This is a genomic window from Aquabacterium sp. OR-4 (assembly GCF_025290835.2).
Taxonomy (GTDB): domain Bacteria; phylum Pseudomonadota; class Gammaproteobacteria; order Burkholderiales; family Burkholderiaceae_C; genus Pseudaquabacterium.
In genome coordinates this window covers 1,157,691-1,169,341 of sequence record NZ_JAOCQD020000001.1, presented here as the reverse complement: position 1 = coordinate 1,169,341, position 11,651 = coordinate 1,157,691, and the positions used below count along the sequence as shown (strand labels likewise).

The 11,651-nt window shown below is 70.1% G+C and carries 12 protein-coding genes and 1 pseudogene; 5 read left to right on the top strand and 8 right to left on the bottom strand.

The annotated features are described in order from the left end of the window. Positions 1–146: 146 nt before the first annotated feature. The 5 genes from N4G63_RS04990 (at position 147) to N4G63_RS04970 (ending at position 4,939) form a co-directional block, all read left to right on the top strand. Entirely contained in the window at positions 147–1,589 is a 1,443-nt protein-coding gene (locus N4G63_RS04990) for an ABC transporter substrate-binding protein (protein ID WP_260790458.1), read from the top strand. A gap of 75 nt (positions 1,590–1,664) precedes the next feature. Next, the gene (locus N4G63_RS04985; protein WP_260790455.1) at positions 1,665–2,642 is read left to right on the top strand and encodes an ABC transporter permease; all 978 of its coding nucleotides are present in this window, start codon (positions 1,665–1,667) and stop codon (positions 2,640–2,642) included. Next, positions 2,639–3,559 (top strand): ABC transporter ATP-binding protein, encoded by a 921-nt coding sequence (locus tag N4G63_RS04980; protein WP_260790454.1) that lies wholly within the window; start codon positions 2,639–2,641, stop codon positions 3,557–3,559. Before N4G63_RS04985 ends, N4G63_RS04980 begins: the two co-directional genes overlap by 4 nt. A gap of 32 nt (positions 3,560–3,591) precedes the next feature. Continuing rightward, entirely contained in the window at positions 3,592–3,888 is a 297-nt protein-coding gene (locus tag N4G63_RS04975; RefSeq protein WP_260790453.1) for a DUF971 domain-containing protein, read from the top strand. A gap of 16 nt (positions 3,889–3,904) precedes the next feature. Further along, positions 3,905–4,939, top strand: coding sequence for a YeiH family protein (locus tag N4G63_RS04970; RefSeq protein WP_260790452.1), 1,035 nt, complete (start codon positions 3,905–3,907; stop codon positions 4,937–4,939). Between the two features lie 69 nt (positions 4,940–5,008). Here N4G63_RS04970 and nagZ read toward each other — a convergent pair whose 3' ends face one another. The 8 genes and pseudogenes from nagZ to lepB form a co-directional block, all read right to left on the bottom strand. Continuing rightward, positions 5,009–6,070, bottom strand: a complete 1,062-nt coding sequence (gene nagZ / locus N4G63_RS04965) for a beta-N-acetylhexosaminidase (protein WP_260790451.1) — start codon at positions 6,068–6,070, stop codon at positions 5,009–5,011. Positions 6,071–6,091: 21 nt separating this feature from the next. Continuing rightward, positions 6,092–6,523 carry a holo-ACP synthase gene (gene acpS / locus N4G63_RS04960; protein WP_260790450.1) on the bottom strand — a complete coding sequence of 144 codons (432 nt, stop codon included), beginning with the start codon at positions 6,521–6,523 and terminating at the stop codon, positions 6,092–6,094. Beyond that, entirely contained in the window at positions 6,520–7,305 is a 786-nt protein-coding gene (locus N4G63_RS04955; protein WP_260790449.1) for a pyridoxine 5'-phosphate synthase, read from the bottom strand. The genes acpS and N4G63_RS04955 overlap by 4 nt, the downstream gene beginning before the upstream one ends. A gap of 86 nt (positions 7,306–7,391) precedes the next feature. Further along, positions 7,392–8,201 (bottom strand): annotated as a pseudogene (gene recO, locus N4G63_RS04950) (DNA repair protein RecO); the annotation flags it as partial. A 134-nt stretch (positions 8,202–8,335) separates the two neighbouring features. Next, positions 8,336–9,319 (bottom strand): GTPase Era, encoded by a 984-nt coding sequence (era, locus tag N4G63_RS04945; protein WP_260790447.1) that lies wholly within the window; start codon positions 9,317–9,319, stop codon positions 8,336–8,338. Between the two features lie 71 nt (positions 9,320–9,390). Further along, a complete protein-coding gene (rnc, locus tag N4G63_RS04940) occupies positions 9,391–10,095 on the bottom strand; it encodes a ribonuclease III (protein WP_260790446.1) in 705 nt (234 codons plus the stop codon). A 166-nt stretch (positions 10,096–10,261) separates the two neighbouring features. Beyond that, positions 10,262–10,627, bottom strand: a complete 366-nt coding sequence (locus N4G63_RS04935; protein WP_314599412.1) for a DUF4845 domain-containing protein — start codon at positions 10,625–10,627, stop codon at positions 10,262–10,264. A gap of 40 nt (positions 10,628–10,667) precedes the next feature. Continuing rightward, a complete protein-coding gene (gene lepB, locus N4G63_RS04930) occupies positions 10,668–11,636 on the bottom strand; it encodes a signal peptidase I (RefSeq protein ID WP_260790444.1) in 969 nt (322 codons plus the stop codon). Positions 11,637–11,651 lie beyond the last annotated feature (15 nt).

The window sequence follows — 11,651 nt, the reverse complement described above, 5'->3', positions numbered from 1 at the left end:
CGCCGAACGCCATGCTGACCGCAGTACACGACCCGCGCCGGCCCATGGCCGGCGACGCCGACCACCCGGCAGGTGGCACCGGTCGTGCTTTGAATCCAGGAGACGGCCCCTTCACGCCAACACCCTTGACGCCTGGAGTACCGACGATGACGCCCTATCCCCTGCGCGGCCTGCTGGCCGTGGCCCTGAGCGCCGGCCTGGCCGGCCTGTCTGCGCCGCATGCCCGGGCCGCCGACGAGGTGCTGATCGGCATCGGCACGCAAAACACCACCACCAACACCGTGACCGGCGGCGTGGTGCTCAAGGAGCTCAAGCTGCTTGAGAAGCACCTGCCCCGCACCGGCAAGTACAAGAACATCAGCTTCAAGCTCGACTGGCAGAACTTCACCAGCGGCCCACCCATCACCAACGGCATGATGGCCAAGAAGCTGCACATCGGCATGATGGGCGACTACCCGCTGCTGGTGAATGGCGCCACCGGCCAGAGCCAGCCCGGCAACGAGACCCAGCTGGTGGCCGTGATTGCCTACAACGCCTACGGCTCGGGCAACGGCCTGGTGGTGCACAAGGACTCGCCCTACTACGAGCTGGCCGACCTGAAGGGCAAGAACGTCTCGGTGCCCTTCGGCTCGGCGGCGCACGGCATGCTGCTGCAGGCCATGCAGAGCCGGGGCTGGGCCGAGAACTTCTGGAACCTCTCGAGCCAGAGCCCCGAGGTGGGCACCACCAACCTGCAGGAAAAGAAGATCGACGGCCACGCCAACTTCGTGCCCTTTGCCGACCTGCTGCCCTACCGCGGCTTTGCACGCAAGATCTTCGACGGCGCCGAGACCAAGGTGCCCACCTTCCACGGCGTGGTGGTGCGCAAGGACTTCGCCACCCAGTACCCCGAGGTGGTGGTTGCCTACGTGAAGGCGCTGATGGAGGCCAACGCCTGGGTGCGCGCCAACCCGGCCGCCGCCGCCGCCAAGGTGGAGGAGTGGACCAAGATCGAGAAGGAGGTGGCCTACCTGTACCTGGGCCCGGGCGGCATCCACACGCTCGACCCCAGCATCAAGCCGCGCTGGCTGGACACCATCAAGACCGGCCACGAGGTGCTCACCCGGCTCAACCGCGTCAAGCCGCTGGACATAGCCGCCTGGGTCAACGAGAGCTATGTGAAACAGGCCTTCGCCGAGCTGAAGCTCGACTACGAGGCGCAGAAGCAGACCCTGGCCAACTACGACATCGGCGGCACCGACGCCGTGTGCAAGCTGTCCATCACGCGGCCCAAGGAGGCCGGCGAGGTGTGGGCCGAAGGCGCCGCCGCGCCCACCGCACACGCCAGCCCGCTGTGCACGCTGGCCGCCATCCACAAGGCCCAGACCGGCGGCAAAAAGGTCAAGGTGGCCTATGTGTACGACAAGGCGCTGGGCATCAAGGTGTTTGCCGACAAGGCCTTCTACGCCTTGAACGCCAGCGACCCGAAGAAACCCCTGCTGCTGCCCTTTCTGCTGAAGAAGGACGCCGAGGCCCATGCCGCAGCCACCGGCGGCAAGCTGGGCGGCTATGCCGACGCGCTGGCCCTGGCCCAGGGCGCCGCGCTCTAGCGCAGCGCCGCCGCGGCCCGGTTGCGCGCGTGCCGAGAGTTCAAGTCCCGTCCGTCGTTGTGGAGTGCTGCTGCCATGTCGCCCATCCCCCTGCGCATCGTTCCGGCCGAAGCCCCGGCTGCTGCACGGCCTGCCACGGCAGCCGCCGCCGCGTTGGGCACGCCCCAGCTGGCCGCCGTGCCGCCGGGCCGTCCCGGCACGCCACGGGCCGCTGACCCCACCGGGGGCGGCCGCAGCAGCGGCCCGCGGCGCGCACTGCAGCTGCTGCGCAGCCAGGCCCTGGCGCTGCTGCTGGGTGCCTGCTCGCTGGGCACGCTGCTGCTGATCTGGCACCTGGCCACCACCTACCGCTGGGATTTCTACATCCGCTTCACCAACCTGCCCACGCCGCTGGAGGTGGCCCAGCAGCTGGGCAAGGCGATGGACAGCACCAAGTTCATGCACAACGTGGGCATGAGCCTGCGCCGTATCGCCATCGGCTTTGCGGTGGCCAGCCTGCTGGGCGTGGGCCTGGGCCTGGCCATCGGCCGCTACAAGCTGCTGCGCCAGCTGATGTTTCCGGCCATCGAGGCGCTGCGGCCGATCCCGGCCATTGCCTGGGTGCCCATCTCCATCATGCTGTGGCCCGACAACGAGGTGAGCATCGTCTTCATCACCTTCATCGGCGCGTTTTTCCCGATCCTGCTCAACACCGTGGCCGGCGTGCAGGCGGTGGACGCGGTGCTGCTGCGCGCCGGCCAGTGCCTGGGCGCCCGCGAGCCGCAGCTGATGTGGCATGTGGTGCTGCCGGGCGCGGCGCCGCAGGTCTTCACCGGCCTGGCGGTGGGCATGGGCGTGGCCTGGGTGTCGCTGATCGCCGCCGAGATGATCTCGGGCCAGTTCGGTGTGGGCTACTTCACCTGGGAGGCCTACTCGCTGATCTCGTACGCCGACATCGTGCTGGGCATGATCACCATCGGCGTGCTGGGCCTGGGCTGCAGCTGGCTGATCCGCGCCGCCAGCCGCTGGGCCCTGCCCTGGCTGGTGTACAGCAAGCCCGGGAGCCAGGCATGAGCGGCGCCCGCGCCCCTGACGGCCCCGCCTCCGCAGGCACCGATGCGCTGGCCACCGGCGCTGGCACCGCGCATGGCCACATCGTGCTGCGGCAGCTGTCGATGAGCTTCGGCCAGGGTGCCGGCCGGGTGGATGCGGTGCAGGCGGTGGATCTGCAGGTGGCGCCAGGCGAGTTCGTCTCGATCATCGGCCCTTCGGGCTGCGGCAAGAGCACGCTGCTCAACGTGGTGGCCGGTTTCACCACCCCCAGCGCAGGCCAGGTGCTGCTGGACGGCGTGGCCATCACGGCGCCGGGGCCCGAGCGCGGCGTGGTGTTCCAGCAGTACTCGCTGTTTCCGTGGATGAGCGTGCGCAAGAACGTCGAGTTCGGCCTGAAGATGCAGGGCGTGACCGCCAGCAAGCGCGCCCAGACGGCGCGCACCCTGCTGGGCCTGGCCGGCCTGCTGGCGTTCGAGAACCACTACCCCGACCAGCTCAGCGGCGGCATGAAGCAGCGTGTGGGCATCGTGCGTGCGCTGGCCACCAGCCCGCAGGTGCTGCTGATGGACGAGCCCTTCGGTGCGCTGGACGCGCAGACGCGCGTGGTGATGCAGCAGATCCTCACCAACATGTGGCAGAAGTTCCGCCTGTCGGTGCTGTTCATCACCCACGACATCGAGGAAGCCATCTTCCTCAGCGACCGGGTCTACGTGATGACCGCCCGGCCCGGCCGCATCAAGGCCGAGCTGCCGATCGCGCTGCCGCGCCCGCGCACGGCCGAGATGATGTCGTCGGTCGAGTTCACCCAGATCCTGCACAAGCTGCGCAACCTGATCCGCGAGGAGAGCCTGGTGGCCATGGGCCATGAGCTCGACGACGGTGGCCTGCAGGGCTTTGCCACCGAGGTGGGCCCGGCCGGTGTGCAGCAGATCTGCTAGGGCCTTTGTACTGCCCGGATGATGCCCATCCCATGACGCCTGCCGCGCCCGAAGCCCTCACCGACCACCGGCTCGGTGGCGTGCTCGAGATCCGCTGGTCCGACGGCCAGGTCAGCCGCCTGGGCCACCCGCTGCTGCGCGAGCGCTGCCGCTGCGCCGGCTGCGAACAGCAGCGGCGCCAGGGCCTGGGCCCGACGGCCGCCAATGCGCAGCTGCGCCTGGTGCAGATCGACACCGTGGGCACGATGGGCCTGAACCTGCAGTTCAGCGACGGCCACGGCCGCGGCATCTACCCCTGGGCCTACCTGCGGCAACTGGGCGGCCTGTGAGGCCGGCGCAGCCGCCATGAACGGGCACGGCGCCTGGCGGCGCGGCCACGCCACGCTGGCCCGGCACTGGCCCGGCGTGCTGCTGTGCGCGGTGATCGCGATGGCCGCCAGCCTGATCTCGCGCCAGCATGGCGGCCCGCAGCTGCTGTATGCGCTGCTGTTGGGCGTGGCCTTTCACTTCCTGCTGGCCGATGCCCGCATCCGTCCGGGCGTGGAGCTGTGCACCGGCCTCGTGCTGCGCCTGGGCGTGGCCCTGCTGGGCGCGCGCATCACGCTGGCGCAGATTGCCGGGCTGGGCTGGGCCACGGCGCTGTGGCTGGTGGCCTGCGTCGTCAGCACCGTGCTGCTGGGCATTGCCCTGGCACACCGCCTGGGCCTGGGCACGGCCCAGGGCCTGCTGTCGGGCGGGGCCACGGCCATCTGCGGCGCTTCGGCCGCGCTGGCCATCGCGGCGGTGCTGCCGCGCAGCCGCGAGCAGGAGCGCTTCACCGTGCTGGTGGTGGTCACCGTGACGGCCTTCTCCACCCTGGCGATGCTGATCTACCCGCTGCTGGCGCATGCGCTGCAGCTGACACCGGCCCAGGCCGGCGTGTTTCTCGGTGGCTCGATCCACGACGTGGCGCAGGTGGTGGCCGCTGGCTATCTGCTGGGCCCGGCCACCGGCGACACCGCCACGGTGGTGAAGCTGTTTCGCGTGTCGCTGCTGGCGCTGGTGGTGCTGGCCGCATCCGCCGCCTGCGGGCACACCGCGGCGGCGACCGATCGGCCCGCCGCGCGCCCGCGGCCCTGGGCGCTGGTGCCGTGGTTTCTGTGGCTGTTCATGGCGCTGGTGCTGCTGCAGTCGCTGCAGCTCATCCCGGCGGCCAGCCTGCCGGCGCTGGGCGAGCTGGCGCGCGACTGCCTGGTGCTGGCCATGGCCGCACTGGGCATCAAGACCTCGTTCCAGGACCTGCTGCAGACCGGGTGGCGGCCCTTTGCGCTGCTGCTGGCCGAAACCGTGTGGCTGGCGGCGCTGCTGCTGCTGGCCGTGATGAACGTGCTGCCGCGGTAGCGGGGCAGCGGGCGCGATGGGCGCGGTGGGCGCGAAGTGAGCCCCGGGCGCGCCAGGCGCCGCGGTGCTTCAGGGCAGGCGCGCCAGCGCGTGCTGGTACTGCGGCTGGTGCATCAGCTCGTCCCAGGGCAGCGGCGGGCTCAGCGGCAGCAGGTCGAGGCGGCGCGCCTCGCTGGCGCCCTGCGCCTGCCAGCGCTTCTTGCGGCGTGCGCTCATCAGGCCGTCGAGCAGCGCATCCACCGGCTTGCCACCGTCCACCAGGCTCTGGTTGCACAGCAGCACCAGGTCGCAGCCGGCGGCCAGCGCGGCGATGGCGCCATCCACCGCACTGCCGGCCACCTTGGCGCCTTCCATGCTGAGGTCGTCGCTGAAGATCGCGCCCTGGAAGCCCAGGCGGCCGCGCAGGATGTCCTGCAGCCAGCGCGGCGAGAAGCCGGCCGGCAGCTTGTCGACCTTGGGGTAGATCACATGCGCCGGCATCACGCTGGTCAGGCTGGTGGACAGCCAGTCGTAGGGCATGGCGTCGTCGGCCAGGATGGCGCGCAGCGCGCGCTTGTCCACCGGCACCTCGGTGTGGCTGTCGGCCGCCACGAAGCCGTGGCCGGGGAAGTGCTTGCCGCAGTTGGCCATGCCCGATTGCAGCAGGCCATGCATCAGGCTCTTGGCCAGCATGGTGACCACGCGCGCATCGCGGTGGAAGGCGCGGTCGCCGATCACGCCGCTGGGGCCATGGTCGAGATCCAGCACCGGCGTGAAGCTCAGGTCCACGCCGCAGGCGCGCAGCTCGGCGCCCAGCACATAACCCGCGGCCGTGGCGGCATCGGTGGCGCGCAGCGCGTCCTGCATCCACAGCTCGCCCAGCACGCGCATGGCCGGCAGGTGGGTGAAGCCGTCGCTGCGAAAGCGCTGCACGCGGCCGCCTTCATGGTCAACACACACCAGCACATCGGGACGGATGGCCTTGATCTCGGCCGTCAGCGCGGTGAGCTGGGCGCGGCTGGCCCAGTTGCGCGCAAACAGGATCAGGCCGCCGGTCAACGGGTGCTGCAGGCGGCGGCGGTCGTCGGCGTTGAGTTCGGTGCCGGCAATGTCCAGCACCACGGGGGCATGGCCCAGGGTCGATTCGGTCATGGAGGTGTCTTGGCGGCGCGCTCAGGCGCCGGGGTTCGGGAACGGTTCAGAAACAGCGGGCCCGTCACGCTCAACCACCACAAAGCTGGCGGCGTAGTCGGTCTCGTCGGTGACGGTGACATGGGCGCGCAGGCCGCGCGCCTGGAACCACTGGGCCAGCGCGCCATCCAGCCGGATGTAGGGCTGGCCGCTGGGGTGGTTGAGGATCTCGCAGGCGCGCCAGCTCATGGGCATGCGCATGCCCAGGCCGATGGCCTTGGAGAAGGCCTCCTTGGCCGAGAAGCGGGTGGCCAGGTAGGCCACGCCGCGCACCTCGGCCCGGGCACGGCGCGCGCGCCAGACCGCCAGCTCGCGCTCGCCAAGCACCCGTTCGGCAAAGCGCTCGCCGCGACGCTCGAAGGTGGCGCGCAGGCGGCGGATGTCGCAGATGTCGGTGCCGATGCCGTGGATCACAGCGTCAGGCTGCGCTGGATGCAGCGCTGGTAGTCGCGCACCGTCTCGGCCAGGCCGAGCGCCAGCGCATCGGCCATCAGCGCATGGCCGATCGACACCTCGGCCACGCCGGGCACGGCGCGCAGAAAGTCGGTGAGGTTGGCGCGGTTCAGGTCGTGGCCGGCGTTCACGGCCAGGCCGGCGGCCTGGGCCGCGGCGGCGGCGGCGGCAAACTGCGCCAGCACCTCGGCCTGGCGCGGCGTGCCATGCGCGGCCGCGTAGGTTTCGGTATAGAGCTCCACCCGCTCGGCGCCGGTGGCAGCGGCACCGGCCATCAGCGCGGCATCGGGGTCCATGAACAGGCTCACCCGCACGCCCAGCGCCTGGCACTCGGCCACCAGCGGCTGCAGACGCGCCAGATCCTGCGGAAAGCGCCAGCCGTGGTCGCTGGTGAACTGGTCGACGCTGTCGGGCACGAAGGTGGCCTGCTGCGGCTTCACCACGCGGATGAAGTCCATCAGGTTGTGGAACGGATTGCCCTCGAGGTTGTACTCGGCCTGCGGCCACTGGCGCATCAGCGTGGCCAGCTCGTGCACATCGTGGGCGCGGATGTGGCGCTCGTCGGGCCGCGGATGCACCGTGATGCCCTGGGCGCCGGCCTCGAGCGCAATGCGCGACAGCGCCACCACGTCGGGGATGCCCAGATGCCGCGTGTTGCGCAGCAACGCGATCTTGTTGACGTTGACCGACAGCGCGGTGCGGCCGTCGTGGCGACCGGGCTCGGGGGCGACCAGGGGATTCATGGCGATGACCGGGGGGTGAGGGAAGGCGGGGCGGGCTCGGCCAGCGTCAGCGGCGACACCACCGGCGCGGCGCCCGGACCGTCAAGCAGGCGGCGCACCTCCAGCATCATCTGCCGGGTGCGCAGCTGCGGCGAGCCCAGATGATAGTGAAGCTGGGCCCGCAGCTGCGGCCGCAGCGCCGCCAGTGCCGTGCCGCAGGCCAGGCGCAGCGCCCCCAGCGCCTGCGCGCCCAGCGCGGCCTCCAGCGCCAGCCAGATCGCGCCGTCCATCGCGGCCGGCTCGTCGTTGCCGGCGCGCACCAGGCCGGTTTCGGGCAGCAGGCGGTAGCGGCGGCCGGGCTTCAGCAGATCCTGCGTGGCGGTGTCGAGCTCCAGGCCGGGCAGCACGCCGATCTCGCGCAGCAGCAGCAGCTCGAAGGCGCGCAGCGCGGCCTGCGCGGCGGCCTCGTCGTGGGCCGCGGCGGCCAGGGCCTGCAGCGTGTCGGCATAGGCGTCGAACACCGGCTCGTGGGCATCGTCGCGGGCCAGCAGCTTTTGCAGCAGCTCGTTCAGGTAGAAGCCGGCAATCAGCTGGCCCGGCGGCAGCACGCGGCCGGCGCCGGCGTATTCGGCCGCCCGCAGCGTGACGATCTCGCCGCCCTCGCCACCGGCGCCGGCACTGACCCCCGCCCCGCCACCGCCCTCACCCGCCTTGTCGGCCTTGCTGCGGCCCAGCGTGACCTGCACCCGCTGAAAGGGCATCAACACCGGCCGCAGCTGCGAATAGGGCCGCTTGGCGCCCTTGGCCACCACCGCCACGCGGCCCTGCTCACGGGTGAACAGGTCGAGGATCAGGCTGGTCTCGCTCCAGTCCCACTGGTGCAGGACAAAAGCATGCTGGGCCGAGAACCGACTCACAACGGAGCACGGAGACCGCGTGGAGATGCCGTCGCGAGCGCGCCGAGGTCAGGCCGAGCAGCGCAGCCGTACACCCGTACGGCGAGCAGCGCAGGCCTGAGATCGGTGGGCGCAGCAGGCAGATCCATGCGGTTTCACTCGTAGCCGTAGGAGCGCAGATGCTCCTCGCTGTCGGCCCAGCCCGAGCGCACCTTGACCCACAGCTCCAGAAACACCTTGGCACCGGTGAGCTGCTCGAGCTCTTGCCGGGCCTCGCTGCCGATGCGCTTGAGGCGCTCGCCGCCATCGCCGATGACCATGCCCTTGTGCGCGTCGCGCTCGACCACGATGGTGGCGGCAATGCGGTGCAGCGGCCGCACCGGGCCTTCTTCTTCCTCGTACTTGTCGATCACCACGGTGGAGCTGTAGGGCAGCTCGTCGCCGGTCAGGCGGAACAGCTTCTCGCGGATCAGCTCGGCGGCCATGAAGCGGTCGCTGCGGTCGGTGAGCGCATCTTCCTCGTACAGCCAGGGCTGCTCGGGCAGGTAGGGCGAGACGATGCGGAACAGGCGCTCGACATCGGCCGCCTTGGTGGCCGACATGGGCACGAACTCGGCAAAGGTGTGGCGCTCCTGCATGGTCTTGAGCCAGGGCAGGATGTCGGTGCGGCGCTGCACCGCGTCGAGCTTGTTGGCCACCAGGATGGCCGGCTTGTCCTTCACGCCACCGCCCTGCAGCAGGGCCAGCACCTTGGCGTCATCGAGGCTGAAGCGGCCGGCCTCGACCAGGAACAGCACCACGTCCACATCGGCCAGCACGCCCTGCACCGTGCGGTTGAGGCTGCGGTTGAGCACCGCACGGCCACGCGTCTCCTTGGTCTGGAAACCGGGCGTGTCGACGAACACGAACTGCGTCTGCTCGAGCGTGCGGATGCCGGTGATGCGGTGGCGCGTAGTTTGCGCCTTGCGCGAGGTGATGCTGATCTTCTGCCCCACCAGGGCGTTGAGCAGCGTGCTCTTGCCCACGTTGGGGCGGCCGACGATCGCGATCAGGCCGCAGCGCTGGCCCTGGGCATCGGCCGGGTTGGTGCCGTCGGGCGTGTCGGCATCGGCCGCGGAAGAGTGGTCGGGCAGGGTCATGGGGGGCATGTCGTGGAGGGCGGGCGCCAGCGTCTGGCTCGGCGGTGGTGGGCGAGGCCGGGCGGCGCGGCTCAAACCCGCAGCGGGCCGCCGGGCTTGTCGCTGGCGCGCAGGCGCGCCAGCATGCGGCGCGCGGCTTCTTGCTCGGCGGTGCGGCGCGAGCGGCCCTCGCCCGGCTCGGCCAGGCCCAGCGCGGGCACGGCGCACTCGACCTCGAAGGTCTGCGCATGCGCCTGGCCGCGCGTGGCCACGATGCGGTAGGCCGGCACCGGCAGGCGCCGCGCCTGCAGCCACTCCTGCAGCTCGGTCTTGGCGTCCTTGCTCCAGTTGTCGGCCTCGGTGCCGGCGATCAGCTCGCCAAACAGCAGCCGCACCAGGGCCTGCGCGGGCTCGAAGCCGCCGTCGAGGTAGGTGGCACCGATCAGCGCCTCCACCGCATCGGCCAGGATCGAGGGCCGCTGCGCGCCACCGCCCCGCGCCTCGCCGTCCGACAGGCGCAGCACCTCGGGCAGGCCGAGCATCAGCGCCACGCGGTGCAGGCTGTCCTCGCGCACCAGGTGTGCGCGCACGCGGGTCAGGTCACCCTCGTCCGAGCCCGAGAAGCGCTCGTACAGCAGGGTGGACACGGCCAGGTTCAGCACCGCATCGCCCAGAAACTCGAGCCGCTCGTTGTGGTCGGCACCGTGGCTGCGATGGGTGAGCGCGCGCGACAGCAGACGGCCATCGGCAAAGCGATGGCCCAGGCGTTGCTGCAGCGAGTCGAGGCGGGGTTCCATGGCAGAAAGGGTAGCAGGCCGGCGCCAGGCTGGCGACCGGTGGGCTCAGGAAGCCGGAAACAGTGTCGGGTACATCACCGCGACGGCATGGCGCTGGTGCGCTGCCGGCGCGGCGGGGCAAGGCGGCAGTCGAGGACTTCTCAGCGTGGCGCCCGGGCGCCGCGCCTCACTTCGACTGGCCGCGGTACTTGAGCAGCAGGAACACGGGACCGACCAGCTCGATCTCCTTCTCGTAGGCGAAGCTGATCACCACCTTGTCGTTCTGCTTGGTGATGTCGAGGTCGCTGCCCGAGATCGATGAAATGGTCTGGTCGACGTTCTTCTGCTTGTCGAAGGCGGCGCGGATGCCGGCCACCGTGGTGGACTGGCCGACCGCCACGCGGTCGACCGCGCGCTGGATGGCATAGAACTCGGTCACCGTGGGCAGCGCATGCACCAGCACATAACCGGCGAAGCCCACCACGATGGCCCAGCTGAGCAGGCCGATCAGCGTGAGGCCTCGGGTGGGGGTGGCAGTGCGGACGCGTTGCATCATGGGCCTGGCCAGGTGACGGTGGGCGCCGCGAAGGGCTTCAGTTGAAGCTGCCGATGCGGCGCAGGTTGCCGAAGTTCATCCACACCACGAAGGCGCGGCCGACGATGTTCTCGTCGGGCACAAAACCCCAGTAGCGCGAATCCTGCGAATTGTCGCGGTTGTCGCCCATCATGAAGTAGTGGCCGGCCGGCACCTTGCAGGTGACACCTTCGGCGGTGTAGCGACAGTTGTCACGGAACTTTTCGAACGACTCCATCGGCTGGTAGATCGAGCTGCGCTTCGGGTCGACCAGGATGTTGTGCGTGACGGCGCCCAGCTGCTCGGAGAACTCGGGCGCATAGCGCATGCTGTCCTCGTCGTAGAAGTCGCCCTTGGCGGTCAGCGGCACCGGCTTGCCGTTCACGGTGAGGCGCTGGGCGCTGTAGGTGACCTCGTCGCCCGGCACGCCCACCACGCGCTTGATGTAGTCGATGCGCTTGTCCACCGGGTAGCGGAACACCATCACGTCGCCGCGCTGCGGGTCGTTGTTGGCGATGATCTTCTTGTTGATCACCGGCAGGCGCACGCCATAGTGAAACTTGTTCACCAGGATCAGGTCGCCGACCAGCAGCGTGGGGATCATCGAGCCCGACGGAATCTTGAACGGCTCGAAGAGAAACGAGCGCAGCACGAACACGATCAGGATCACCGGAAACAGCCCGGCGGTCCAGTCGATCCACCAGGGCTGCATCAGCAGCTTCTCGCGGGCCTCGCTGACATCGCCGTCGACCTTGGCGATGCCCATCTTCTGCAGCTCGGCGCGGCGCTGGGCATCGCCCGAAGCCAGCGTGTCGGCCGCCCGCTGGCGCGCCGGCGCAAAGCGCCAGTGCTCGGCCAGCCAGTAGCCGAGCGTGAACACGGTCAGGACGAAGAGCAGCAGCGAGAAATTGCCGATCCAGTGACCGAGGTACCAACCACCAAGGTAGACGGCCAGTGCGCCGTACAACACGGCAGTGAGGGTGCTCATCATGGATGCATCGGG

What these genes read in the sequence shown, in the direction of transcription:
- N4G63_RS04935 (WP_314599412.1), bottom strand. Translation starts at nt 10,627, where the DNA reads ATGCAACGCGTCCGCACTGCCACCCCCACCCGAGGCCTCACGCTGATC.
- lepB (WP_260790444.1), bottom strand. Translation starts at nt 11,636, where the DNA reads ATGAGCACCCTCACTGCCGTGTTGTACGGCGCACTGGCCGTCTACCTT.
- N4G63_RS04980 (WP_260790454.1), top strand. Translation starts at nt 2,639, where the DNA reads ATGAGCGGCGCCCGCGCCCCTGACGGCCCCGCCTCCGCAGGCACCGAT.
- era (WP_260790447.1), bottom strand. Translation starts at nt 9,319, where the DNA reads ATGACCCTGCCCGACCACTCTTCCGCGGCCGATGCCGACACGCCCGAC.
- rnc (WP_260790446.1), bottom strand. Translation starts at nt 10,095, where the DNA reads ATGGAACCCCGCCTCGACTCGCTGCAGCAACGCCTGGGCCATCGCTTT.
- N4G63_RS04975 (WP_260790453.1), top strand. Translation starts at nt 3,592, where the DNA reads ATGACGCCTGCCGCGCCCGAAGCCCTCACCGACCACCGGCTCGGTGGC.
- nagZ (WP_260790451.1), bottom strand. Translation starts at nt 6,070, where the DNA reads ATGACCGAATCGACCCTGGGCCATGCCCCCGTGGTGCTGGACATTGCC.
- N4G63_RS04970 (WP_260790452.1), top strand. Translation starts at nt 3,905, where the DNA reads ATGAACGGGCACGGCGCCTGGCGGCGCGGCCACGCCACGCTGGCCCGG.
- N4G63_RS04955 (WP_260790449.1), bottom strand. Translation starts at nt 7,305, where the DNA reads ATGAATCCCCTGGTCGCCCCCGAGCCCGGTCGCCACGACGGCCGCACC.
- N4G63_RS04985 (WP_260790455.1), top strand. Translation starts at nt 1,665, where the DNA reads ATGTCGCCCATCCCCCTGCGCATCGTTCCGGCCGAAGCCCCGGCTGCT.
- N4G63_RS04990 (WP_260790458.1), top strand. Translation starts at nt 147, where the DNA reads ATGACGCCCTATCCCCTGCGCGGCCTGCTGGCCGTGGCCCTGAGCGCC.